At 69.8% G+C, this 23111-nt stretch carries 26 protein-coding genes; 12 read left to right on the top strand and 14 right to left on the bottom strand.

Features of this window, described 5'->3' with window-relative positions; translation table 11 throughout:
- Window positions 1–30: 30 nt before the first annotated feature.
- Window positions 31–720, bottom strand: a complete 690-nt coding sequence (locus ASF76_RS07900; protein WP_156459179.1) for a DedA family protein — start codon at window positions 718–720, stop codon at window positions 31–33.
- A gap of 164 nt (window positions 721–884) precedes the next feature.
- Between ASF76_RS07900 and aspS the strand changes: the two genes are divergently transcribed.
- Together aspS and ASF76_RS07890 are read left to right on the top strand one after the other, a co-directional pair.
- A complete protein-coding gene (aspS, locus tag ASF76_RS07895) occupies window positions 885–2225 on the top strand; it encodes an aspartate--tRNA(Asn) ligase (RefSeq protein ID WP_055955725.1) in 1341 nt (446 codons plus the stop codon).
- Window positions 2226–2312: 87 nt separating this feature from the next.
- Window positions 2313–3380: an ATP-binding cassette domain-containing protein gene (locus ASF76_RS07890; protein WP_055955724.1), complete on the top strand. Its 1068-nt coding sequence runs from the start codon at window positions 2313–2315 to the stop codon at window positions 3378–3380.
- A 96-nt stretch (window positions 3381–3476) separates the two neighbouring features.
- On the opposite strand, the gene ASF76_RS07885 is transcribed toward ASF76_RS07890, so the two are convergent.
- The 6 genes from ASF76_RS07885 to ASF76_RS07865 form a co-directional block, all read right to left on the bottom strand.
- Window positions 3477–3779, bottom strand: coding sequence for a Dabb family protein (locus ASF76_RS07885; RefSeq protein ID WP_055955722.1), 303 nt, complete (start codon window positions 3777–3779; stop codon window positions 3477–3479).
- Entirely contained in the window at window positions 3776–4054 is a 279-nt protein-coding gene (locus ASF76_RS07880; protein WP_055955720.1) for a glutaredoxin family protein, read from the bottom strand. Before ASF76_RS07880 ends, ASF76_RS07885 begins: the two co-directional genes overlap by 4 nt.
- Window positions 4055–4082: 28 nt before the next feature.
- Window positions 4083–4376, bottom strand: coding sequence for a rhodanese-like domain-containing protein (locus ASF76_RS07875; protein ID WP_055955717.1), 294 nt, complete (start codon window positions 4374–4376; stop codon window positions 4083–4085).
- A gap of 113 nt (window positions 4377–4489) precedes the next feature.
- The gene (locus tag ASF76_RS16680; RefSeq protein ID WP_003792170.1) at window positions 4490–4588 is read right to left on the bottom strand and encodes a 30S ribosomal protein bS22; all 99 of its coding nucleotides are present in this window, start codon (window positions 4586–4588) and stop codon (window positions 4490–4492) included.
- Window positions 4589–4670: 82 nt separating this feature from the next.
- Complete coding sequence (locus tag ASF76_RS07870) at window positions 4671–4862, bottom strand: helix-turn-helix domain-containing protein (protein WP_055955713.1); 192 nt, start codon at window positions 4860–4862, stop codon at window positions 4671–4673.
- Window positions 4863–5012: 150 nt separating this feature from the next.
- Window positions 5013–5408, bottom strand: coding sequence for an ArsR/SmtB family transcription factor (locus ASF76_RS07865; RefSeq protein WP_055955710.1), 396 nt, complete (start codon window positions 5406–5408; stop codon window positions 5013–5015).
- A 68-nt stretch (window positions 5409–5476) separates the two neighbouring features.
- Between ASF76_RS07865 and ASF76_RS07860 the strand changes: the two genes are divergently transcribed.
- Window positions 5477–6919 carry a TrkH family potassium uptake protein gene (locus ASF76_RS07860; RefSeq protein ID WP_156459178.1) on the top strand — a complete coding sequence of 481 codons (1443 nt, stop codon included), beginning with the start codon at window positions 5477–5479 and terminating at the stop codon, window positions 6917–6919.
- Window positions 6912–7583, top strand: coding sequence for a potassium channel family protein (locus ASF76_RS07855; RefSeq protein WP_055955708.1), 672 nt, complete (start codon window positions 6912–6914; stop codon window positions 7581–7583). Before ASF76_RS07860 ends, ASF76_RS07855 begins: the two co-directional genes overlap by 8 nt.
- 138 nt (window positions 7584–7721) lie before the next feature.
- Here the strand turns inward: ASF76_RS07855 and ASF76_RS07850 are convergent, their stop codons facing one another.
- Together ASF76_RS07850 and proC are read right to left on the bottom strand one after the other, a co-directional pair.
- On the bottom strand, window positions 7722–8009 hold the full coding sequence (locus ASF76_RS07850) for a DUF1905 domain-containing protein (protein WP_055955705.1): 288 nt from the start codon (window positions 8007–8009) through the stop codon (window positions 7722–7724).
- Window positions 8010–8012: 3 nt separating this feature from the next.
- Window positions 8013–8858: a pyrroline-5-carboxylate reductase gene (gene proC / locus ASF76_RS07845; RefSeq protein WP_055955702.1), complete on the bottom strand. Its 846-nt coding sequence runs from the start codon at window positions 8856–8858 to the stop codon at window positions 8013–8015.
- 225 nt (window positions 8859–9083) lie between these two features.
- Between proC and ASF76_RS07840 the strand changes: the two genes are divergently transcribed.
- Together ASF76_RS07840 and ASF76_RS07835 are read left to right on the top strand one after the other, a co-directional pair.
- Window positions 9084–10196, top strand: a complete 1113-nt coding sequence (locus ASF76_RS07840; protein WP_055955700.1) for an alpha/beta hydrolase — start codon at window positions 9084–9086, stop codon at window positions 10194–10196.
- 33 nt (window positions 10197–10229) lie between these two features.
- Window positions 10230–11159 carry an LLM class F420-dependent oxidoreductase gene (locus tag ASF76_RS07835; RefSeq protein WP_055955697.1) on the top strand — a complete coding sequence of 310 codons (930 nt, stop codon included), beginning with the start codon at window positions 10230–10232 and terminating at the stop codon, window positions 11157–11159.
- A 282-nt stretch (window positions 11160–11441) separates the two neighbouring features.
- Here ASF76_RS07835 and tadA read toward each other — a convergent pair whose 3' ends face one another.
- The gene (gene tadA, locus ASF76_RS07830; RefSeq protein WP_055957117.1) at window positions 11442–11873 is read right to left on the bottom strand and encodes a tRNA adenosine(34) deaminase TadA; all 432 of its coding nucleotides are present in this window, start codon (window positions 11871–11873) and stop codon (window positions 11442–11444) included.
- Window positions 11874–11958: 85 nt separating this feature from the next.
- On the opposite strand from tadA, the gene upp reads away from it, so the two are divergent.
- Window positions 11959–12591: a uracil phosphoribosyltransferase gene (upp, locus tag ASF76_RS07825; RefSeq protein ID WP_055955695.1), complete on the top strand. Its 633-nt coding sequence runs from the start codon at window positions 11959–11961 to the stop codon at window positions 12589–12591.
- Between the two features lie 238 nt (window positions 12592–12829).
- On the opposite strand, the gene ASF76_RS07820 is transcribed toward upp, so the two are convergent.
- Window positions 12830–16432, bottom strand: coding sequence for a TM0106 family RecB-like putative nuclease (locus ASF76_RS07820; protein WP_055957115.1), 3603 nt, complete (start codon window positions 16430–16432; stop codon window positions 12830–12832).
- 107 nt (window positions 16433–16539) lie between these two features.
- Here ASF76_RS07820 and ASF76_RS07815 point away from each other — a divergent pair, with 107 nt between their 5' ends.
- The gene (locus ASF76_RS07815) at window positions 16540–18597 is read left to right on the top strand and encodes an NAD(+) synthase (RefSeq protein ID WP_055955692.1); all 2058 of its coding nucleotides are present in this window, start codon (window positions 16540–16542) and stop codon (window positions 18595–18597) included.
- A gap of 29 nt (window positions 18598–18626) precedes the next feature.
- Here ASF76_RS07815 and ASF76_RS07810 read toward each other — a convergent pair whose 3' ends face one another.
- A complete protein-coding gene (locus tag ASF76_RS07810) occupies window positions 18627–19124 on the bottom strand; it encodes a DUF427 domain-containing protein (protein WP_055955689.1) in 498 nt (165 codons plus the stop codon).
- Between the two features lie 125 nt (window positions 19125–19249).
- On the opposite strand from ASF76_RS07810, the gene ASF76_RS07805 reads away from it, so the two are divergent.
- The 4 genes from ASF76_RS07805 to ASF76_RS07795 all read left to right on the top strand — a co-directional run bounded on the left by ASF76_RS07805 (window position 19250) and on the right by ASF76_RS07795 (window position 21245).
- On the top strand, window positions 19250–19447 hold the full coding sequence (locus ASF76_RS07805; RefSeq protein WP_156459177.1) for a hypothetical protein: 198 nt from the start codon (window positions 19250–19252) through the stop codon (window positions 19445–19447).
- Entirely contained in the window at window positions 19444–19578 is a 135-nt protein-coding gene (locus ASF76_RS17595; protein ID WP_268774326.1) for a hypothetical protein, read from the top strand. Before ASF76_RS07805 ends, ASF76_RS17595 begins: the two co-directional genes overlap by 4 nt.
- Before the next feature lie 76 nt (window positions 19579–19654).
- Entirely contained in the window at window positions 19655–20599 is a 945-nt protein-coding gene (locus ASF76_RS07800) for an aldo/keto reductase (RefSeq protein ID WP_055955684.1), read from the top strand.
- Window positions 20600–20687: 88 nt separating this feature from the next.
- The gene (locus tag ASF76_RS07795; protein ID WP_055955681.1) at window positions 20688–21245 is read left to right on the top strand and encodes a phosphorylase family protein; all 558 of its coding nucleotides are present in this window, start codon (window positions 20688–20690) and stop codon (window positions 21243–21245) included.
- An 81-nt stretch (window positions 21246–21326) separates the two neighbouring features.
- Here ASF76_RS07795 and ASF76_RS07790 read toward each other — a convergent pair whose 3' ends face one another.
- A complete protein-coding gene (locus ASF76_RS07790; RefSeq protein ID WP_055955678.1) occupies window positions 21327–22829 on the bottom strand; it encodes an MFS transporter in 1503 nt (500 codons plus the stop codon).
- Between the two features lie 95 nt (window positions 22830–22924).
- The gene (locus tag ASF76_RS07785) at window positions 22925–23107 is read right to left on the bottom strand and encodes a hypothetical protein (protein ID WP_055955675.1); all 183 of its coding nucleotides are present in this window, start codon (window positions 23105–23107) and stop codon (window positions 22925–22927) included.
- Window positions 23108–23111 lie beyond the last annotated feature (4 nt).

Raw genomic sequence — 23111 nt, 5'->3', positions numbered from 1 at the left:
GTTGCTTCGACGTGGAGATACCGCGGGCGATCAGGCGTCTTTGCGCGCTCCGAGGAGAGAACGGATGCGGCTGTAGAGGAACAGGGCCACACCGACACCCACCGCGGCGATCACGACGTATTGCAGGATCGAGGCGTACTCCTCGACGATGTGCCAGTTCTCGCCGAGCAGGTACCCCGAGAGCACGAAGATCGTGTTCCAGATCAAGCTGCCGGCGCCCGTGAGCAGTCCGAAGCGCCACATGGGCATCTTCGACACCCCCGCGGGGATGGAGATCAGGCTGCGGAAGATCGGGATCATCCGCCCGAAGAACACCGCCTTGCCGCCGTGCCGCTCGAACCACGCCACCGTCCGATCGACGTCTTCGGGGTGCAGCAACGGCATCTTCGCGGCGAAGGCGCGCAGACGCGCGGCTCCGAGCCACCGGCCGAGGCCGTAGAGCATGAACGCACCGACGACCGATCCGATGGTCGTCCACAGCAGGGCCTCGAAGAGCGTGAACGAACCGCGGCTGGCGGTCAGCCCCGCCATCGGCAGAACGACCTCGCTGGGCAGCGGCGGGAAGAGGTTCTCGAGCGCGATGGCCACGCCCGCACCCACGGGGCCGATGATCTCCATGAGCGAGACGGTCCAGTCGGCCAGCGACGTCAGCCACGACTGCCCCTCGCCGGAGCCGGAGCCGGCTCGGAGAAGAGAAAGGGTGAGTGTGGTGTCGGTCATCGGGTGCCTTCGCGCTCGGTGATCGGCCGCCCGAACGGGCGCCCCTTTCAGGCTAGAGCCCGGGCGCGCGCGAATCCTGGGGGTTGGCCCCGAGCGGAGGGATGCCGCGATGCCCGCGCCCGGGTCCCGGTGCCGCGCGACCGGCGCACGTAGGATGGTCGATCGTGAGCGAACGCGTCCTGGTCAACCAGCTGAAATCCCTCCCCGCCGGCGCCGTCGAGGTGTCGGGATGGGTCGAAACCGTGCGCGATCAGAAGAAGGTGCAGTTCGTCGTCCTCCGCGACGAGACCGGCGCCGTGCAGCTGGTGAACCCGGCGACGCGGCCCGTCGACGACGGCTCCGAGCAGGATGCCGCCGCTCTGGCACTGACCGAGACGGTCGGCGCTCTCGCTACCGGCACGTTCCTGACCGTGCGCGGTGAGCTGAAGCACGACGAGCGCGTCAAGCTCGGCGGCGTCGAGATTAAGGTCGGCGAGCTCGTCATCGCCGCCGCCGCCAACCCCGAGACGCCCATCGCCGCCGACAGCAGCCCCGACAAGCGCATGGACTGGCGCTTCCTCGACCTGCGTCAGCGCCGCAACAACCTCATCTTCCGCGTGCAGACCACCCTCGAGCACGCCATGCGCACGTACTGGGTCGAGCGCGACTACATCGAGGTCCACTCCCCCAAGCTCATGGCATCCCCCTCGGAGTCCAACGCCGAGTTGTTCGAGGTGCCCTACTTCGAAGACAAGACCGCCTACCTCGCTCAGAGCCCGCAGTTCTTCAAGCAGATGGCCCAGGTCGCCGGCTTCGGCAAGATCTTCGAGATCGCCCCCGCCTTCCGCGCCGACCCCTCTTTCACCAGCCGCCACGCGACCGAGTTCACCTCGATCGACGCCGAGATCAGCTGGATCGATTCGCACGACGACGTCGCGCGCATGCAGGAGGAACTGCTCCAGACGGCGTTCCAGGCCGTCGCCGACAAGCACGGCGCCGAGATCCAGGAGTTGTTCGGCGTCGAGGTGCAGGTGCCGTCGGTGCCCTTCCCCCGCATCCCCCTCGCCGAGGCGCGCGAGATCGTCGCCGCCCGCGGATACGACATCCCGCGCACAGACGGCGATCTCGATCCCGAGGGCGAACGCCAGATCGCGGCGCACGTGGCCGAGACGTATGGCCACCAATTCGTCTTCATCACCGACTACCACCCCGAGATCCGCGCCTTCTACCACATGCGCGACGAAGAGACCGGGCTGACGAAGTCGTACGACCTGCTCTTCAACGGGGTCGAGATCACGACGGGCGCCCAGCGCGAGCACCGCGTCGACGTGCTGATCGAGCAGGCGAAGGAGAAGGGTCTCGACCCCGAGCACCTCGACTTCTACCTCGACTTCTTCCGTTTCGGCGCCCCGCCGCACGGCGGGTTCGGCATGGGCCTGGCGCGCGTCCTCATGCTTCTGCTGGGCGAGTCGTCCATCCGCGAAGTCACCTACCTGTTCCGTGGACCGACCCGCCTGGCCCCGTAAGCACCGACGTCCACGATTCGACCGAGCGACGCCCGGGGTTCACTCCCCGGGCGTTCGCGTGTCACTGGCGACCCCTAACGTGGGCGCATGGTCGCCGTCACGCCCGTGGAACCCGCGGGAACCGGGCGTGCGCCACGCCCCCGGGGCTGGTCGATCGTCTTCCGCGGGGTCAGCCGTGATCGCGCGGGCGTACGCGTGCTGCACGACATCGACCTCGAGATCGCGGCGGGTCGGATCGCGGTGATCGTCGGCCCGTCGGGATGCGGGGCCTCGACGCTGCTGAGACTCGCCACCGGCGCCGAGCGCTGCGACGGGGGAACGGTGCAGGTCGAGGGACGCACGGGCGCTGCGGCCCCGCGCCTGCCCGGGGTGGCGGACCGTGCGGCGGCCCCGCGCTTTGTCCGCGTGCGCGCGTCGATCGCGGCAGCGGCTCGTCATGCCGGCGTCGTCGACCCCGACCTCGAGACGGACCGGCTGTGCGAGCTCGTCGGGCTGGAGGCATCGGACGCCGCCGTCTCCCGGCTCGCTCTCGGCGACCGCCAGCGCTGGGCGGTAGCGCGGGTCCTCGCATCCCGCCCGCGAGCCCTCGTGCTCGACGACGCACTCGCAGCGCTTCACACCACCGCCCGCGCCGAGACGCGTGATCGCCTGGTCCGCGAACTGCGCGAGCGCGGAGTGACGACCCTCTGGGCCACACGCGATACCGCCGAGGGCGCAGCCGTCGCCGACGAACTCGTCGTGATGGACGAGGGAAGGATCATCGCCCGGGGCTCCCCCACCGACGTCTACGGACGTGTCGGAGATGCCGCCGTCGCGGAGGTCCTCGGGCCGGTCAGCACGGTGCCGGGGATCGTCGAGGGCGCTGTCGTGGAGGTCTGGGGACAGCGCCTGCCCCTCGCCGGTACGGCCCACGACGGTCACTGCGAGGTGGTGGTACGACCCGAGAACGTGGTGCTCGTCGACGCGGACACGCCGGGGGTGGATGCCATCGTCGAGGAGACGACGTTCCTCGGCAGCATGCGCCGTTCGACCGTCCTCACCGCCGACGGCAGCCGCGTCGTGGTCGAACACCCTGCGGAACGACGCCTGGACGACGACGCCCGCGTGCGCATCGCTCTCGCAGCCGTGCCGGCGAGCGTCCTCTCCCAGGACTGACGGCGGCTGCGCATTCGGGGCGCGGTATCGCACCGCACGTCACCCTGCAGCATGCACTCGCGGGAGAGGGAGTCCCGGGCGCCGGCCGAGCGGTGATCAGAACGGGTAGTCGACGCAGGAGCGCTCTGCGACGACGGAGCGAACGAACTCCGCGACCTCTTGGTGCGCCGGGTGCACCTGGTACCGCTCGAGGGCGGCGGCGTCGGCGAACTCGCTCACGAGCGCGACGTCCCAGTTGGACTGGGGATTGACGACGTTGCGGCCCACCTCGATCTGGTCGATCTCGGTCACGATCTCGCGGAGGGCGAGGAGCTTGTCGGCGATCTGCTCGGCGTGCAGTGCCCGGGTGTCGGCGTCGTCGGCCGCGAGCTTCCAGAGGACGATGTGACGGATGCTCACGAGGAGGCTCCTTCGGAATCCGCCGCGATGAGCGCGGCTCGCAGACGGTCGGCGGACACTCGCCAGTGGGCGTGCAGTTCGCCGTCGATGAGCACGACCGGGATCTTCTCCCACCACACGGCGTGCAGCGCCGCGTCGTCGGTGATCGAGGCCTGCTCGATCTCGACGCGCTCGGCGAGACTCGCGGGAAGATCGGCGACGACCGTCTCGACGATCTGCTCGGCCACGTCGCACAGATGGCAGTCGGGCTTGCCGATCAGCGTGAGGGTTGTCACGCCTCCATCCTAGGAGGCTCGGACGCGCTCAGGACTCGACGGCGTATCCCGCCGCGACCCATTCACCCGTGCCACCCTCGACGTTCGTCACGTCGTGACCACGCGCGGCGAGCGCTTCGGCCACTCGCGCCGATCGGCCGCCGATCTGGCAGATCACGTCGAACGGCTCGGCCGGCAGCTCGTCGAGGTGCTCGCCCAGGCTCGACATGGGCAGGTTCACCGCGCCGGGCACGTGGCCCGCAGCGAACTCGTGCTCTTCGCGCACGTCGATCAGGGGGCGCTCACGCCCCGCGTGCAGGTCGTGGACCGTGATGGACTGCATGCTTCTCCTCCTGAAGGGGCGAGGCGACGACCGGGATGCCCGAGCGTCACGAACCCGCGACGGATACACGAAGCGCCCGTCACATCGGACAGGCGCTCGGTGTGGTAGCCGCTTTACTTCTTGTTGCGGCGCTGGTGACGAGTCTTGCGAAGCAGCTTGCGGTGCTTCTTCTTCGCCATGCGCTTACGGCGCTTCTTGATGACAGAACCCACGGAAAACCTCACTAAGTCGGGGTCTGGGTGCCGATTTCGGCCCCCGGGAACAGCAGGCGATGGAAAAAAGCCTCGGATCAGTCTAGCCGACGTCGGACACCGGTCGCTGCACGAGCGCCGCGACCGCCGATTCGGGCACACGGTAGCTGCGTCCGAAGCGTACCGCGGGAAGTTCGCCGGCGTGCACGAGTCGGTAGACCGTCATCTTCGATACGCGCATGAGCTCGGCGACCTCGGCGACCGTCAGGAACCGCACGTCGGGCAGCTCGGCCATCGTTCACCCCTCGTTCCGGGTGGACTCACCCTGATGCTGACCACACTCTAGAGTCTGGGCGTGACGGCTGTAAACCGGTGCGCCGCCTGTGACGGGTGTGCATTCCGGATGCCGCACGCGATGGCATCCGTGGTCATCTCCGCCGGGAGATCACCGCCCGGGGAGTTTGCGCAGCGCCGTCGAGAAGGAGTGCTTCACGGACGCTGCTGCGCGGCCGACGACCTCGGCCGCGTGCATGGCGGACTCCGGGAGAGCCGGTTCGTTCTCTTCGTCGATGGAGAAGAAGGGCACCAGCCAGTCGTCGACCTCGTCGAGGGGCGCGACGGCGAGGCTGTAGTAGCGGTGCTGCCCCATCTCGCGGACCGACACCAACTCGGCCTCCCGCAGCACCTTGAGGTGCTTGGAGACGGTGGGTTGACTGACGCCCAAGGCCGCGACGATCTGCGACACGCTGGTTCCGCGCTCGCCACCGGTTGCCCGGTCCAGGAGCAGCTGAAGGATGTCGCGACGCGTTCCGTCAGCGATCACATCGAAGATGTCCGCCATGGCATCAGATTAGCCAAGCCCCGGCCCGAGTACCATGATTCGGGTTCGGGCACCGAAGGGAGCGGCGCATGGCGGCGACGCCGAACGAGGTGCGATTGCCGGTGCGACTACGTCGCATCGCGTTCACGGCATGGGATCGTCTGCGCAACCTGACGACCGCCTCTCCCGCGCGTTTCGCGGTCCTGGTCTTCGTGACGCTGATCCTGCTGTTCACCGCCCTGTTCTCGCTTCCCGCCGCTGCGGCCGACGGCCAGGTCACACCGTTGGCCGATGCCCTCTTCACCGCGGTGTCGACTATCTGCGTGACCGGGCTCTCGACGGTCGACATGTACTCGCACTGGTCGCCGCTCGGCCACGCGATCACCTACGTCGGCGTCAACGTCGGCGCCCTCGGGGTGCTCACCCTGGCATCCATCCTCGGTTTGGTGATCTCCAAGCGGTTGGGGCTGCGGGCGAAGCTCATCGCCGCGGGCGACAGCAACCCGCTCCGCGCCCACGGCGGGCCGGTCAACGAGGGCCAGACCGTGCGCCTGGGCGAGGTCGGTCAGCTGCTGCGCACGGTGGCACTGTCGACCCTCGTCATCGAGGCGGGGTTGACCGTGCTCATCTACCCCGCACTCGTGGTCGGCGGGATCGACCCCCTGGTCGCCCTCTGGGAGGCGCCGTATTACGCGGCGATGGCGTTCACGAACACCGGATTCGTTCCGAACGCCGACGGGCTCACCCCCTTCGCGCAGGACTACTTCCTCCTGACGGTGCTGATGCTGGGTGTGTTCCTCGGTTCGATCGGCTTCCCCGTCATCTTCACCCTGTGGCGGCACCATTGGCGCTTCCGGCTGTGGTCGCTGCACACGAAGCTCACGCTGATCACCACGGTCATCCTCTTCGTGCTCGGCGCGGGGTTCATCCTGCTTCTGGAATACGACAACCCCCTCACATTCGGGAGAATGGATGCATGGGACACCACGTTCCAGGCGTTCTTCCTCTCGGCGATGACGAGGTCGGGCGGTTTCAGCGTCATCGACATCGGCGACCTGAACGGCGCGACCCTCATCGTCGGCTCCATGCTCATGTTCGTCGGCGGGGGCTCGGCCTCCACCGCCGGCGGCATCAAGGTCACAACCCTCGCCGTGTTGGCCCTGGCGGTGTTCTCCGAGGCGAAGGGACGTCCGTCCGTCCAGGCCTTCGGCCGGCGCATCCCGAGCGATGTCCAGCGGGTCGCCCTCTCGGTCGTGGCCTGGGGCGCGACCATCGTCGCGATCTCGACGGTCACCATCAGCCGCATCACCGACGCCCCCATCGAATACGTGCTGTTCGACGTCATCTCGGGCTTCGCGACGGTGGGGCTCTCGACCGGGCTCACGGCCGAGCTGCCCGACCCTGCCGTATACGTCATGTCGGCGACGATGTTCATGGGGCGCATTGGTACTGTGACTCTCGCCGCGGCGGTCGCCGCGGCTTCTCGATCGCAGCTGTATGCGCTGCCCGTGGAAAGGCCGATCGTTGGTTGAACGGATTCGCAGCGACGCGCCCGTCCTGGTGATCGGTCTCGGCCGATTCGGCGCGGCGTGCGCGGGAGAGCTCGACCGACTCGACCGCGATGTGCTCGCCGTCGACGGCAATCTCGAACTCGTGCAGAAGTGGTCGGAGCGCGTCACCCATGCCGTCCAGGCCGACGCCCGCAACATCGACGCGCTCCGCCAGATCGGCGCCCAGGACTTCCAGGTCGCGGTCGTGGCCGTCGGGTCGCTCATCGAGGCGTCGGTGCTCATCACGGCGAACCTCGTCGACCTGAAGGTGCCGCAGATCTGGGCGAAGGCGGTCTCGCAGTCGCACGGCAAGATCCTCGCCCGCGTGGGGGCGAACCACGTCATCTACCCCGAGGCCGAGGCCGGCGAGCGCGTCGCGCACCTCGTGAGCGGGCGGATGCTGGACTTCATCCGCTTCGACGACGACTTCGTGCTCGCCAAGATGTACCCGCCGAAACTGGTGCGCGGGGTGGGACTGAACGAGTCGGGCGTGCGCTCGAAGTACAACGTCACCGTCGTGGGCGTGAAGAGCCCGGGGCGCCCGTTCCGGTACGCCGAGGCCAACACCGTCGTGACCAACCACGACCTCATCATCGTCTCGGGCACGAACTCCGACATCGAGCGTTTCGCGGCGCTCGACCGCTGAACCGGTCGTATCTCGCCCGGCGCGCACCGCGCCCGACCGGCCGGCTTCTTTCCGCCGCGAGAGACGCTTTCCGCTTGGCGAAACGCCTCGGCGGGGCGTTCCTCGCTGCGGGGGCGTTTCTTGCGAGAGACGACCGCGTCAGGCGTCGATGTCGAGCACGACCTCGACCTCGTCGTCGAGCGCGAGACCCTCGGCATCCTGCAGCGCTTTCTTGACCGGCACGATGTATCCGCCGTCTTTGGGCCAGAGCGCGGTCGTCACGGTCGTCGCACCGATCGTGACGGATGCCGGGATCATGCCCCAGCCGTACGTCACCACGGGCGCGATCTCGGCGATCATCGCCGCCTCGGTCTCGGGCACGGTGACGAAGTGGAACGGCGCGGGACCGCGCCAGAACCAGATCGGGCCTGAGAACCGCAGACGCATGGCTCAGCCCCCGGCGGCCAGTTCTTCGGCACGGGCGAGGGCGGCCTCGGCGGCGACGGTGAACGTGTCGTCGAAGCGCGCTTCTTGCAGAACCGCAATCGCCCGCTCGGTCGTGCCCTTCGGACTCGTGACGCGACGGCGGAGTTCTGCGGGGTCGACGTCGGAGGCGGCCAGCAGGGCCGTCGCACCGATGAAGGTCTGCTCGGCGAGCAGTCGCGCCTGGTCGAGGTCGAAGCCCATGCGGACGGCGGCCTTGGTGAACTCCTCGACCAGGAGGAACACGTAGGCCGGGCCGGAACCGGAGATGGTGGACAGCGCGTCGATCTGCGCCTCGGGCACCTCGACGACCGACCCCACCGTCTCGAACAGGGCGCGTACGACGGCGACATCGTCGTCGGAAGCCGCGGGACCCGCCGCGAGACCCGTGACGCCCTTGCCGACGAGAGACGGGGTATTGGGCATCGACCGCAGCGTGGCGACGTCGTCGCCGAGGTGGTGAGCGAAGGTCTCGAGCGTCACACCGGCCGCGAGGCTCACCACCACCGCGCCGGGTCGGAGGTGCGGGGCGATGTCGATCAGCAAGTCGGGCACCATTGCGGGCTTGACGCCGATGATCACAATGTCGGCGGATGCCACGGCATGGGCGTTTCCGGCCGGCTGCGCTTCGAGGGCGACGCTCGTGACGCCCTCCAGGTCGGCGAGCTCAGCGGCCTTCGCGATCGAGCGATTGGTCGCGGTGACTCCGCCGCCGGTGAGCCCCGCGGCGACGAGACCGCGGAGGATGGCTCCCCCCATCGAGCCCGCACCGATGATCGCGATCGGGGGCAGCGAGGTCGTGGCATCCGTCATGCCCTCAGTCTACGAACCACCCCTGACATCCGCCCGGCGGCGTCGTTCGGCGGAAGGCGGGCCGCGGGCGCGAACGAAAGCGATGGTGGGGCGCCGTCCGCCGGTCTGCGCTGCGGGCGCGCGCGAGCGGCGCTCCAGCGCAAGCCTGAGTGCGGCCGCTAGGGGCGCGCGTTAGAGTCGGAACCGGTGTACGGGAGCACCGTTGAGCGACACGGAGGACCTGCCATGACACTCTTCGACGGCATCACCGCACGTCTGGTCGAGACGGACCGGCTCGGTGTCAACGTTCTCGAACGCGCCGGCGACGACCCCGGCACGACGGCCGACCACACCATCGTCTTCGTGCACGGCAACGTCTCCTCCTCCTTGTTCTGGCAGGAGATCATGCAGGACCTGCCGAGCGAGCTGCGCGTGCTCGCGGTCGATCTGCGCGGCTTCGGCCGCACCGAGCACACTCCGATCGACGCCACCCGCGGCGTCCGCGACTTCAGCGACGACCTGTACGCGACGCTGCAGGCCCTCGGCGTCTCCGAGGCGCACCTCGTCGGCTGGTCGATGGGCGGCGGCGTCGTGCTGCAGTACGCACTGGACCACCCGGTGCTCTCGCTCACGCTGCAGTCGCCGGTGTCGCCGTACGGCTTCGGCGGTACTCGCCGCGACGGTTCGCGGCTCTCCGACGAAGACGCCGGCACGGGCGCCGGTGCCGCCAACGACGACTTCGTGCAGCGCCTCATCGATCACGACACCACGGCCGACGCCCCGACGTCTCCGCGCTCGGTCTTCCGTTCCGCTTACGTCGCACCGGGGTACACCAGTGAGCACGAGGACGTCTGGGTCGAGTCGATGCTGGCGACCTCGACAGCGGGCGGCAACTACCCCGGCGATGCCGTCGCGACGTCGACCTGGCCCGGTTTCGCGCCCGGGACGACGGGCGTGCTCAACACCCTGTCCCCGAGGTACTTCGACGTGTCCGGGATCGTCGACCTCGCGGCCAAGCCCCCGATCCTCTGGATCTACGGCACCGCGGATGCCATCGTCTCCGACACGTCGTTCTCCGACCTCAACCACCTGGGCTCGCTCGGCGTCGTGCCGGGCTGGCCCGGAGCCGATGTCGCCCCGGCGCAGCCGATGGTGTCGCAGACGCGCGACGTCCTGGCGGCGTACGCGGCCGCGGGCGGCGAGGTGACGGAGGTTCCCGTCGACGGCGCCGGACACTCGGTCCACCTCGAGCGGCCCGCGCAGTTCCGCCGGGCGCTGCTCACCCACATCGGCTATGTCGGACGCCCCGCCGACCCCGCCCCGCCGACCGAGGCGATCATCCTGCGCTCCGCCGACTGACGCGGCGCCGTCCCCTTTCCCCCGGAGGTCCCCGTGGAGTACTGCCTGTTCACCGAGCCCCAGCAGGGGTTCTCGTACGACGACCAGCTCGCCTTCGCGCAGTCCGCCGAGAGCCACGGTCTCGACGGGTTCTTCCGTTCCGACCACTACCTGTGCATGGGCGAGGGCGACCCGCTGCCCGGCCCGACCGACGCGTGGACGACGCTGGCCGGTCTCGCTCGGGAGACATCGCGCATCCGCCTCGGCACACTGGTTTCCTCGGTGACCTACCGCGTGCCCGCGATCCTCGCGATCCAGGTCGCCCAAGTCGACGCGATGTCGGGTGGCCGCGTCGAACTCGGACTCGGTACCGGCTGGTTCGAGCGCGAGCACCTCGCGTACGGCATCCCGTTCCCCGCCAAGAGATTCGATCTGCTCGACGAGCAGCTGCAGGTCGTGACGGGACTCTGGTCGACTCCGGATGCCGAGACCTTCTCGTTCCACGGTGAGCATTACCGATTGGAAGAGGCGCCGGCCCTGCCCAAGCCGGTGCAGTCACCCGTGCCCGTGATCGTGGGTGGCGGCGGCCCGAAGCGAACCCCCGCTCTCGCCGCGCGCTACGCGACCGAGTTCAACATCGGCTTCGTCTCCGAAGACGTGGTGGCGGAGAAGTTCGCCGTCGTCCGAGCCGCGTGCGAGGCCATCGGTCGCGACCCCCAGACGCTGAAGCTCTCGGTCGCACTGCCCACGATCGTCGGCCGCGACGAGGCCCAGATCTCACGCCGGTCCGAAGCGGTCGGGCAGTCCCGCGGGCAGTTCGACAACGGAGCGAACATCATCGGCACCCCCGAGCAGGTCGCCGAGAAGGTGCACCGACTGCAGGCGCTCGGAGCCGAGCGCGTGTACTTCCAACTCCTCGACCTGCGCGACGTCGATCACGCCGATCAGATCGGCGCCGAGGTGCTGCCGTTGCTGCCGCGCTGAGCGAGGCGGGGCGAGTCGTGCAGTACAGCCGCGCTGAGCGAGGCGGCCGGGGTCGTGGAGTACAGCCGCGCTGAGCCCGGCAGACGGTCGCGGCCGATACTGCCGCACTGAGCCCGGCAGACGGTCGCGGCCGATTCAGCCGCGCTGAGCCCGGCGGACGGTGTCGGCCCGCGCCGCCACGTAGCGCCCGGCCGATGGGAGTCGCAGACGCAACCTCGCGTGCCGGTGCGCGCGGCTCGTCGGTGCCGTGCGGTGGCACCCCCGCGATGCCGCCGATCCGTCTCAGCGGCGCTCCTCGAAGAACGCCTGCAGCTGAGCGGCGGCCGTCTGCTCCTCGACCCCGCCGACGACCTCGACCCGATGCGGCAGACGGCGGTCGCGCAGGACGTCGTACATCGATCCGGCGGCACCGGCCTTGGCATCCCACGATCCGAACACCACGCGCGCGACCCGCGCCTGCAGGATCGCGCCGGCGCACATCACGCACGGCTCCAGCGTCACCACGAGCGTGCAGTCGGCGAGGTGCCAGGACCCGATCCGGGATGCCGCCTCGCGCAACGCCACGATCTCGGCGTGCGCGGTGGGGTCGTTCGTGCGTTCGCGGAGGTTTCGTCCCTCCCCCACGATCGACCCGTCGGCACCCAGGACGACGGCGCCCACGGGCACGTCACCGTCGGACGCCGCCGCTGCGGCGAGCGCGAACGCCCGGTGCATCGCGGCGAGGTCACGGGCGGTGGGGGTCACGGGGCTCCGGAAAAAGGGACGGGGTCGCACGGGGGAAGCCGTTAGCCTTGAGCCTATGCGTGTCCACGTCGCCGACCACCCTCTCATCACCCACAAGCTGACGGTGCTGCGCGACGTGCAGACGTCGTCGCCGGTGTTCCGCCAGCTCACCGAGGAGCTCGTGACGCTGCTCGCGTACGAAGCGACCCGCAACGTGCGCGTCGAGCCGATCGAGATCCAGACCCCGGTGACCACCACCGAGGGTGTGAAGATCAGCGAGCCCCGTCCGATCGTCGTGCCGATCCTGCGCGCCGGTCTCGGCATGCTCGAAGGCATGGTGAAGCTCTTGCCCACCGCCGAGGTCGGTTTCCTCGGCATGGTGCGCGACGAGCAGACGTTCGAGCCCACGACCTATGCCGAGCGCCTCCCCGACGATCTCAGCGACCGCCAGTGCTTCGTGCTCGACCCGATGCTGGCCACCGGAGGCTCGCTCGGCGCGGCCATCAAATTCCTCTTCGCCCGCGGGGCGCAGGACGTCACGGCGATCTGTCTGCTGGGTGCCCCCGAGGGCGTCGCCGCGATCGAGAAGCAGGTCGAGGGTCACGACGTCACGCTCGTGCTCGGCGCCGTCGACGAGCGTCTGAACGAGAGGGGCTACATCGTGCCCGGTCTCGGTGACGCCGGCGACCGCCTGTACGGCACCGCCTGACGCCCCGGCGGGGTTCGCCGGGCAGCGCCTGACACCCGGCGTGGTCCGACCGGCAGCGCCTGACATCCGTGCGTCGTCCGCCCGGCACCGTCTGACATCCGGACGTCGTCCGCCCGGCACCGTCTGACATCCGGACGTCGTCCGCCCAGCACCGTCTGACACCCGGACGTCGTCCGCCCAGCACCGTCTGACACCCGGGCGTCGTCCGCCCGGCACCGCCTGACACGCAGGCGAGCGGTCAGTCGGCCCCGGCGACGAGACGTGCGAAGGCGCTCAGCCGTGCGACGCCCTCGGGCGTGCGCGGCAGGTCGTCGAGCAGCGCCGGAGAGTACACGATGTACGCCGCCTGCATCGCGCGCGAGATCGCGACGTTGATGCGATTGCGCAGCAGGAGGAACTCCAGCCCGCGCGGTGCTTCGCGTCCCGATGACGCGGCCAGCGTGAGGATGGCCACCACGGCCTCCTTGCCCTGGAATCGATCCACCGTGCCCACGGGCACGTCTGCGAAGCCCTGAGCGGCGAGAGCCTCTTCCACTGCCACCTGCTGCGCGTTGTACGGCGTGATGACGATGATGTCATCGGGGCGGAGGGCGCGGGGCGGCCGAACGGTCGCACTGTCGCCCGCGCCGCCCTCGGCACCGGTCCACTCACGCCCCACCAGGTGGGCGACCAGGCGCGCCACCTCGGCGGCCTCCTCGACCGAGCAGGTGGAGTTGCCCGTGTGACGCACCGGAACGACGTGGACGCCGGGTTCGATGCCGTCGAGCCGCCGGAGGGCGGTCGACGGGTGGGCGGCGAGACGCCCCTCGTACGACAACTGCGAAACGGGCCCGGCGACGGCGGGATGCATGCGGCGGGTGCGGGCGAGGAAGTAGCCGAGCTCAGGCGGGACCACCTCTGCGCCGTCAATGATCCACCCCAACGCCGAGGTGTCGACCGGCTCGGGGTGCGTGCCCTGGCTCACCTGCGGGAGCTGCTGCGGATCGCCGAGGAGCAGCAGGCGCTGAGCCGCGAGCGAGACGGCGATGGTGGACGCCAGGGAGAACTGCCCCGCCTCGTCGATGACGAGGAGGTCGAGGCTCCCCCGGGGGATGCGGGCCTCGTGGCTGAAGTCCCATGCGGTGCCGCCCACGACGAACCCGCCCGCGGCGTTCTCAGCGGTGAAGGCGGCGACGCCGTTCTTGGGGAGCACCGTGAACGCGTGCGCGAGGCTCGGGTCTTTGGGGGCCTTGCCGACACGGGACGCCGGGACCCCCGCCGCGATGACCTGGTCGAGCATGTGCTCGATCGTCGCGTGCGACTGGGCGACGACGCCGATGCGGTAGCCGCGCTCGGCGACGAGCCGGGCGATGACGTGCGATCCGACGTAGGTCTTGCCGGTTCCGGGAGGACCCTGAACGGCTAGATAGCTGTGGTCGAGATCGGCCACGCTTCGGGCGATCGCGGTGACTTCGTCGTCGCCTGAGGCGGCGCTCACGGCGGTGTCGGCCATGCCGGCGACCGCGAGGGCGGCCACCGGTGCGAGGGCGCCGGAGAGGGTGCGCGGGGGGATGCGCCGCAGGATGTCGGCGGCGGGTCCGTGCGGGATCGTCGGCGCAGCGGTCAGCACGGCGTCGGCCCACGCGTCGATCGCCTTCTGCTGGTTGCCTGAGCGCGGGGGCGCCGCGGGAGTCAGTGCCAGCGGCAGTTCGTGCCACGTGACACCGTCGGCCGCGATCTCTTCGACGATCGCGCCGTCGTCGAGCACCTCGCGCACGGTGACGCGGCGCGCGCCGTGGATCCATCGCGGACGGGTCTCGATCGGGAACGGGGCGGGCAGGTCGTAGATCGCGAATGGGTCGGCATCCACACTCAGGCGCGTGCCGGGGGCGGGTTCTCCCCGCAGCTCGACCAGTCGACGCTCGGATCCGCGACCCGACTCGGCGATGTGCCAGTCGGCCACGACACGGGACCGGGCAGCGTCCACGACCACGACATCGCGCGTCTCTTCCCAGACCGACACGGGCTCCCGCAGCCGGAGGAAGTGGGTCGCCCAATAGGTCTTCTCTTCACGCGGGTAGTAGTCGATCGCCGCGGCCGCGAGGCGCAGCGCCGTGGCATCGGGAGTGTCGAAACCCGGTCGAGCCGCGTCGGCGGCCCACCGCTGCAGAGCGGTCGCCCGGGGGGACGGCTCGTAGGCCTGCTCATCGGGCTCTGCGCTGCGTGCGGGCACAGCACCGGACTCTCGTGCGCGATCGACGAGCCAGTCGCGCAGACGGCGGGTGGAGACGCAGTCGTACCGGTTGTAGTCGGCGAGATCGTCGAGCACCGTCTGGGCGGCCTCGGTGTCGCCGTCGGCGGCGAGCGCACGCGCTTCGACGTACTTCACGATCGAGTCGTCGCCGCGCTGGACGTCGCTCGTGCGGACCTCGTCGCCCATGTACAGCGGCTCGAGCTTCTTGATCGAATACGACCGCGATCCCACACGGAGCGCTCGCCTCACGACCGGGTAGAGGTCGACGAAGACGCCGTCGCGCAGGAGCCGATCCACGTCGGCCTCGCGCACGCCGTAGCGTGCGGCCATCGTCAGGAGGTGAGTCGGCTCGTACGGGGCGTAGTGGTAGATGTGCATGTCGGGGTACTGCCGGCGGCGCAGCGTCACCATGTCGAGGAACGTCTCGAGTGCGGCGCGCTCCTCATCGAAGGTGTGCGCCCACAGCGCGCCGTACGTCTCGCGCGTGTCGATCCAGCCGAACAGGTAGTCGATCCCCCAGTGCTCGCCGACGCCCTCGGTGTAGAGCGGGTCGCCCTCGAAGTCGAAGAAGAGGTCGCCGTGGTCGGGACGCGGCAGCACCCCGAGCGACTTCGGCGCCACGACCTCGAAGGTGGGGACCGCGTGCGCGGGGTCGTCTTCGGACGGCACGCCCGCGGGACTTTCGAGCTGCAGTCGCGCCTGCGTGCGCAGCGACGCGAACGTGTCGGCGCTCATGGCGGCGGGCGCCTCGGCGGCGATGGCGAGGGCGTCAATCGTCTGGATGCCGCCCGCCCGCAGGCGATCGCGCTGCACGGGCCGCATGCCCGCCACGAGCAGCAGGTCACGGTGGGAGACGACCTCGATCTCGCAGGTCGCGCATCGTCCGCAGGCGACGACCCCGAGGTCACCGCGCGCATCGCCCCATCCGATGACGGGTCCCGCGGCACCGAGGCCCACCGCGCGATCGGCGATGAGGGCGCGGAGGCGCTCCCGCCGGAGGCGGAAGACGGGGAGAAGGTCGTCGACGCGGTGCGTGCTCGTGGAGCCGTCGCCGAGTAGCAGCTGCACCTCGGCGGACCGCGGTACGTCGAGCCGGTCGAGCTGGTCGACGTAGGCGGCGAGCTGCATCAGGGCCGTGACGCGAGCGCGACGTGCGAGTTTGGTGTCTTGCACGACCCACGGTCGCGTGCCGTCGGCTCGGGTGCCGTCGGCTCCGGGCTCGGGTTCGCGCACGAGGAAGTCGGCGAAGCCGACGAACTCATCGGTCGCGAAGGCCGCCTGGTAGACGACCTCGGCCGCGGGGTCTGCGAGCGCTGCGTCGGTGAGGCGCACGGACTCGGCGAGGGCGTCTGCGTCGGAGGACCGGGCAGCGGGGATCTCGTGCACCGCTGCGCCGAGGCGCGCCCGGTATTCGTCGAGCACGCGGAGTTCATGCGCGGTGCCCAGACGCGCGGCGCGTTCGAGCGTGGCATCGACCGGGTCGTCGACGGCGGCGATGCGCCCGAGCTTGGCGTCGATCGCGCGCAGCCACGCGAACTCGCACTCGGCCGCAGCCTTGAGGTCGCTGGCGCTCCAGACGATGCGCGCGTCGCGCTCGATGTACCGCATGACCTCCACGCTAACCGCGACCCCCGACATCGCCCGCCGGGCATCCACAGACCCCGCCTGAGCGATCCCACTGCCGCGGTGTCGAAGGGGCCTGCCAGACTGGGGAGGTGATCACCGATCTGCCGTTCGAGAGCGTCTACCGGCACGGGTTCGCGCGCGTGGCCGCGTGCACGATCCCCGTCGCGGTCGCCGACCCCGCCACCAACGCCGACGCCGTGCTCGATTCCGCCCGCGCGTGCGACGCCGAGGGCGTCGCGGTCGCGGTGTTCCCCGAGCTCTGCCTCTCCGGCTACGCCATCGACGACCTGGTCATGCAGGATCCGCTGCTCGACGCCGTCGAGGCGGCCCTGTCGCGCCTGGTCGTGGCATCCGCGGATCTGCTTCCGGTGCTGCTGGTGGGCGCGCCACTCCGGCACGGCAACAGGCTGTTCAACTGCGCCGTGGTCATCCATCGAGGTCGCATCCTCGGCGTCGTGCCCAAGGCGTACCTCCCGACCTACCGCGAGTTCTACGAACAGCGCTGGTACGCCCGCGGCGATGACCAGGCGGGGCAGCACATCGTCGTCGCCGGCCAGACGGTGCCGTTCGGACCCGATCTGCTCTTCGACGCCGTCGACGTACCGGGGCTCACCCTGCACGCAGAGGTGTGCGAAGACGTCTGGGTGCCGATCCCGCCCTCTTCCGGCGCCGCCCTCGCGGGCGCGACGGTGCTGGCGAACCTGTCGGGCAGTCCCATCACGATCGGTCGGGCCGACGACCGCACCCTGCTCTCGCAGTCGCAGTCCCTGCGTTGCCTCGCCGCGTACGTGTACGCCGCGGCCGGTCAGGGCGAATCGACCAACGACGTCTCGTGGGACGGCCAGACCATGATCCACGAGGGCGGCCAGCTGCTCGCCACGACAGAGCGGTTCCCCGACGGGCCGCGCCGGAGCGTCGCCGACGTCGACCTCGATCGCCTCCGGCAGGACCGCATCCGCCAAGGCACGTTCGACGACAACCGCCGCACGATGGCACCCGCGTTCCGCACGGTGCCCTTCGAGCTCACGCCCCCCGCGGGCGACATCGGTCTGCGCCGGACGCTCGACCGCTTCCCCTTCGTCCCCGACGACCCCACTCGGCTCGCGCAGGACTGCTACGAGGCGTTCAACATCCAGGTGTCGGGCCTCGTGCAGCGGCTCCGGGCCATCGGCGACCCGAAGCCCGTCCTCGGCGTCAGCGGCGGCCTCGACTCCACCCACGCACTTCTGGTGATCGCGCAGGCCATGGACCGCATGGGGCGCCCCCGCAGCGACATCCTCACCTACACGCTCCCCGGCTTCGCCACCAGCGAGAAGACCAAGCGCAACGCGATCGCCCTCGCCGAGGCCGTCGGGGCCTCGATCGAGGAGATCGACATCCGCCCGGCGGCATCCGAGATGCTCGCGCGCATGGGGCACCCCTTCGCCTCGGGCGAGCCGGTGCACGACGTCACGTTCGAGAACGTGCAGGCGGGCCTGCGCACCGACTACCTCTTCCGTCTCGCCAACAAGAACGGCGGCATCGTCGTCGGCACGGGCGACCTGTCCGAGATCGCCCTCGGCTGGTCGACCTACGGCGTGGGCGATCAGATGAGCCACTACTCGGTGAATCCGGGCGTGCCCAAGACCCTCATCCAGCACATCATCCGGTGGGTCATCTCCGCGGGCGAGCTGAGTGCGGCCACCGTCGAGGTGCTGCAGGCCGTGCTCGACACCGAGATCAGCCCCGAGCTGGTGCCCGCCGGTCAAGACGGACGCATGCAGTCGACGGAGGACCGCATCGGTCCCTACAACCTGCACGATTTCACGCTCTACCACGTGCTGCGCTTCGGCTTCCGTCCCTCGAAGATCGCTTTCCTCGCCGCCCACGCCTGGGCGGATCCGGATGCCGGGACCTGGCCCCCGGGCTACCCCGAGGGTGAACGACCGTCGTACGACCTCGTCACCGTGGCGAAGTGGCTGGAGGTGTTCCTGCAGCGCTTCTTCGGCTTCGCGCAGTTCAAGCGCACGGCCATTCCCAACGGGCCGAAAGTGTCGCCCGCGGGGTCGTTGTCACCCCGCGGCGACTGGCGCGCGCCGTCCGACGGCAACGCGCGAGCGTGGCTCGCCGACCTGCACGCGGCGGTGCCGGGGGCGTTCGCGGAATAGCCTGCGCGACGGATCGGGGTTCGCCGCCCCTACCAACCCATCGAGCCGGGGACGCCCTTGAAAGGACCCGCGAGATCGCTCGTGACCCATCCGCCGTAGAAGCCGCCGGGCTGAGGCTCGACGGTCTCTCCCCCGAGGACGACCGCATCCATGGGGCCCGCATACACGGCGACGCGGTCGTGCAGCACCTCGTACCCGGGCATGGGGCGGGGGTAGTTCCACGCCGCCCGCTCGGCCACCGCTCCCCCGCCGCCGTGCACGTCGAAGTACCGGGCCGCCCCCTTGAACTCGCAGAACGACGCACCCTGACCGAGCGTCAACGCGACGGCGAAAGCGGCGATCGGCACGTAGTAGACCGGTGGGTGACTCGTCTCGAGCACGCGGACGACGTCGTCGGTGTCGACGATGCGCGTGCCGCCGAAGTCGATCTGCACGCGCCGTCTCTCACGCTCCACGCGCGGAGGGCGGGGGTAGTCCCACACCGATTCCTGGCCGGGACGAACGGGGTCGGGAACGGGGCGCGCCATGCACCCACGCTACGCCGGGTCGGCGCCGCGGGGGTCGCCCGCTTCGTGATGACAAGCGGACCGCCTGGGGATGACGGCACGGGGGCCTCGCGCGTTTTCGATAACCTGGGGCGGAAGGGGGCAGCGTGAGCGAGCAGAGAATGACGACGGACAGTCGTCGGTACCGCGTCTATCAGATCGTCGGCATCGTGGTGGCCGTGTTGTTCCTGGCCCTCGGTGTCGCCGCCTTCCTCACCGGCGGCGGCCCCATCATCGCCGCCATAGCCGTCGTCGGAGGTCTCGCCGTGCTGATCGTCTCGATCGTGATGATGGTGCGCACGTGAGCGCTCCGGGCGAAGACGGCGGCAAGAAGAAGTATCCGCCCGGCACGGTCGTCATCTGGATCGCGGGCGCCGGAATCGGTCTCTGGCTCCTAGTCAGCGGACTCATCGGCATCCTCTCCGGCGGGAGCTGACCCGGCGCGTCACGGGAATGCCCACGGGCGAGGGTCGTTGTCTCCAAGGTCAGTGACCCCCCTCCGAAAGGACATCATGACGCGCATCGGACGCAGCGACCTCGACATCTTCCCCCTCTCGCTCGGCGGCAACGTCTTCGGCTGGACGGCCGATCGCGATACGTCGTTCGCGGTCCTCGACGCCTTCCGCGACGGGGGCGGCAACTTCATCGACACCGCCGACGGCTACAGTGCGTGGGTCCCCGGCCACTCGGGCGGCGAGAGCGAGACCCTGATCGGTGAGTGGCTCGCTTCGCGAGGGCCTTCCGACGTCGTCGTCGCGACGAAGGTGAGCACGCACCCCGACTTCCGTGGCCTGTCCGCGGCGAACGTGCGGGCCGCCGCCGAGGCGTCGCTGAAGCGTCTCGGCGTCGAGACGATCGACCTGTACTACGCCCACTTCGACGACGCCGACACCCCCCTGGAAGAGACCGTCGCCGCCTTCGCCGGTCTCGTGCGTGACGGGCTCGTGAGATACGTGGGCGTCTCGAACTATACCGCCGAGCGCATCCGCGAATGGGTGTCGCTGGCGGAGGCCGCGGGCGCCGATCTTCCCGTCGCCGTGCAGCCCCACTACAACCTCGTCCACCGCACCGAGGTCGAGCGGGAGATCGTGCCCGTCGCCCAGCAGTACGACATGTCGCTCGTACCGTATTACGCGCTGGCGAGCGGGTTCCTCACGGGCAAGTACCGTTCGTCGGATGCCGGGGGTGACTCGCCGCGAGCCGGGGGCGCCGCGAAGCTCGCCACACCCGCAGGCCTCGCCCTCATCGACGCGCTCGAAGACGTCGGCTCCGCGCACGGCGCGTCCATCGCCTCGACCGCACTGGCGTGGTTGCGTACCCAGCCGACCGTGGCCGCACCCATCGCGAGCGCGTCGAAGGTCGAGCAGGTCGCCGACCTGCTGGCCGGCGCGTCCCTCCAGCTGACGCCGGACGAGATCGCCCGACTGTCGAAGGCGTCGGACCCGGCCCAGGCATGACGGTGTGGATCGGGCCCGCTTCGGGGTCCGATCCGCCCGTAGGTCGGCACGGCGCGGACCATTGTCGCCGGCAGGTGAGAATGGAGGGGTGAAGCTCCTCGTCGCCGCCCACGCGTCCGAACTCATCGCCTTCGAGGCGGACATCCCCGGTTTCGATGTCCTGCTCACCGGGGTGGGAAAGATCCCGGCCGCCTCCGCCCTCACCCGCGCCCTGTGCCAGGGCGAGTACGACGAGATCGTCGTCGTCGGCACCGCCGGCGCGATCGACGACGCTGTCGAAGGCGGCGTCTACGACATCTTGGCCGCCATCCAGCACGACGTGAAGGGGCTCGACGGCACATTCGGTGAGCACGTCTCACTGCCGCCGCGTGTCGACACCGGTCACGACGGCCTCATCATCGCCACCGGCGATCACTTCGTCGACGACGCCGAGACCGTCGCCCTCATCCGCGGGCTCGGAGCCCGCCTCGTCGACATGGAGTCGTACGCGCTCATCTGGGTCGCGCAGCAGTTCGGCGTGCCCATCCGCGTCCTGCGTGCCGTCTCGGACCGCGCGCAGGACGGCGCCACCGAGCTGTGGGACGTCGTGGTCGAGCGCTGCAGTCACCACCTGCGCGACGAACTGCGCGCCCGCTACGGCGTCTGACGACGGGTTCACCGCCTCGTCCGACCCCGCTCTACCGCGACCCTGGGATGGCTGCGCCGAGTACCGCCGTTCCGCCCGCGGTCAGGGAGTCTGCGACCCCGTCTTCGCGCGCTTGGCCAGGTCGGCCACGCCCACGATGAGCGCGAGGCCCAGGAAGACGCCGACGGTGATCATGCCGGACGCATAGGCGTCGTGGTAGAGCACCACCGTGTCATCCACCGTGTCTTGTTCGCGGTAGACGGTGGCGTAGAAAAGCGCCAGGGCGATCGCCGTACCGACGGCCGTACCGATGCGCTGGCCGAGCTGACCGACGGAGCCGGCGACGCCGCCGCTGCGCACCGGGATGTCGGCGAGCGTGAGGGTCTGGTTGGGCGAGATCACGAGACCTCCCGCGAAGCCGCCGAACGTCATCACGGCGGCCATGGCCCACGGGGTCCATTCGGGAGCCGTGAACAATGCCACGAGCACGAGGCCCCCGGCCGTGGCGACCATGCCGAGGATCCCCCACACCACGAGCGGGCGGCCGAGGCGGGTGACGAGGTTGCCGCCGATCCACGAGCTCCATGCCGAGGCGACCGCGAACCCGATCGTCACCATGCCCGCGAAGACCGGTTCGAGGCCGAGCCCGCCCTGGAGGAACAGCGTTCCCAACAGGAACATGGCCGGTATCGCGGAGAAGTACGCCGTCGAGATGAGGACGCCGTTGCGATATGACGCCAGCGAGAAGATCGAGAACGGCATGAGCGGCATCCGACCGCGCTCCGCGTAACGACGCTCCCAGAACACGAAAGCCGCCGCGAAGACCACGGACGCCACCAGCAACCACCAGCGGTTCGGATTGTCGCCGGGGCTGCCGGTGGTGAACAGGAACGGCCACATCAGCGCGAGGATCGTCGCCGCGAACAGCACGATACCCACGGGATCGAGATCGAGACGGCGATGCGACTTCGTGCGGGTGTCGGGGAGGAGCCAGGCGGCCAGAACGATGACGATGGCGACGAGGGGGATGTTGATCCAGAAGATCAGACGCCACCCGTCGGTTTCTCCTCCCAGGGCGATGAGGAGGCCACCGAGGGTCGGTCCGAACGCCGTGGCGATGCCGATCGTCGCGCCGAACAGACCGAAGGCACGCCCGCGTTCTTTCCCCTGGAACAACTGTTGGACCAAACCCAGCACCTGAGGCATCTGGATGCCGGCCGCCACGCCCTGCAAGAGGCGAGCGACCAGCAGCACGGTGGTGTTCGGTGCGAGGGCGCACGCCAGGCTCGTCACGAGGAACAGCGAGAGGCCGACGAGGAACAGCACGCGGCGCGACCGAAGGTCTCCCAGACGCCCGGCCGGCACGAGCACCAGGCCGAACGTCAGGATGTAGCCCGACACGACGAGCTGCAGCTCTGTCGGACCGGCGTTCAAAGCCGCCTCGATCGAGGGCAGTGCGACGTTGACCTTCGTCAGGTCGAGGATGGTCAGCGCCGCCACCGCGACCGCCACCCAGTACGCCCGCCACCGGTGCCGCGGCGACAAGTCGATGTCGCGGGTGATGGGCGCGGATGGTTTCGAGGAGGTGGGGGCCTGATCAGACATCGTGAGGGACGCTACTCCGGGCCTCCGACATCACACCCGGGCTTGCGCTCGGGGTCGTCGACTCCGTGTCGCGTCCCGAGGGGTGTCATCCCCGGTCAGTCCACCTCACGGCGGGCGAACACCGCACGCAACACGAAGAAGACAATCAGCGCCACGATGGCCACCGCGATCAGCCGGAAGGCGAATGCGATCAGCGAGAACAGGATGTTCACCAGCACCCAGGCGATGATCACGGCGACGACGACGCCGACGACGGTCCACAGTGTGCTCTTGCGCATGCGA

It is taken from the genome of Microbacterium sp. Leaf151 (assembly GCF_001424225.1).
Classification (GTDB): Bacteria; Actinomycetota; Actinomycetes; order Actinomycetales; family Microbacteriaceae; genus Microbacterium.
The sequence above is the reverse complement of the archived record's forward strand: the minus strand, read 5'-3'. Positions and strand labels throughout refer to the sequence as shown.

Bases quoted from the DNA above. Each gene is read 5' to 3' on its own strand.
- ASF76_RS07900 (WP_156459179.1), bottom strand. From the start codon at position 720: ATGACCGACACCACACTCACCCTTTCTCTTCTCCGAGCCGGCTCCGGC.
- ASF76_RS07890 (WP_055955724.1), top strand. From the start codon at position 2,313: ATGGTCGCCGTCACGCCCGTGGAACCCGCGGGAACCGGGCGTGCGCCA.
- ASF76_RS07875 (WP_055955717.1), bottom strand. From the start codon at position 4,376: ATGCAGTCCATCACGGTCCACGACCTGCACGCGGGGCGTGAGCGCCCC.
- ASF76_RS07870 (WP_055955713.1), bottom strand. From the start codon at position 4,862: ATGGCCGAGCTGCCCGACGTGCGGTTCCTGACGGTCGCCGAGGTCGCC.
- ASF76_RS07865 (WP_055955710.1), bottom strand. From the start codon at position 5,408: ATGGCGGACATCTTCGATGTGATCGCTGACGGAACGCGTCGCGACATC.
- ASF76_RS07860 (WP_156459178.1), top strand. From the start codon at position 5,477: ATGGCGGCGACGCCGAACGAGGTGCGATTGCCGGTGCGACTACGTCGC.
- ASF76_RS07850 (WP_055955705.1), bottom strand. From the start codon at position 8,009: ATGCGTCTGCGGTTCTCAGGCCCGATCTGGTTCTGGCGCGGTCCCGCG.
- proC (WP_055955702.1), bottom strand. From the start codon at position 8,858: ATGACGGATGCCACGACCTCGCTGCCCCCGATCGCGATCATCGGTGCG.
- ASF76_RS07840 (WP_055955700.1), top strand. From the start codon at position 9,084: ATGACACTCTTCGACGGCATCACCGCACGTCTGGTCGAGACGGACCGG.
- tadA (WP_055957117.1), bottom strand. From the start codon at position 11,873: ATGCACCGGGCGTTCGCGCTCGCCGCAGCGGCGGCGTCCGACGGTGAC.
- upp (WP_055955695.1), top strand. From the start codon at position 11,959: ATGCGTGTCCACGTCGCCGACCACCCTCTCATCACCCACAAGCTGACG.
- ASF76_RS07820 (WP_055957115.1), bottom strand. From the start codon at position 16,432: ATGCGGTACATCGAGCGCGACGCGCGCATCGTCTGGAGCGCCAGCGAC.
- ASF76_RS07810 (WP_055955689.1), bottom strand. From the start codon at position 19,124: ATGGCGCGCCCCGTTCCCGACCCCGTTCGTCCCGGCCAGGAATCGGTG.
- ASF76_RS07800 (WP_055955684.1), top strand. From the start codon at position 19,655: ATGACGCGCATCGGACGCAGCGACCTCGACATCTTCCCCCTCTCGCTC.
- ASF76_RS07790 (WP_055955678.1), bottom strand. From the start codon at position 22,829: ATGTCTGATCAGGCCCCCACCTCCTCGAAACCATCCGCGCCCATCACC.
- ASF76_RS07785 (WP_055955675.1), bottom strand. From the start codon at position 23,107: ATGCGCAAGAGCACACTGTGGACCGTCGTCGGCGTCGTCGTCGCCGTG.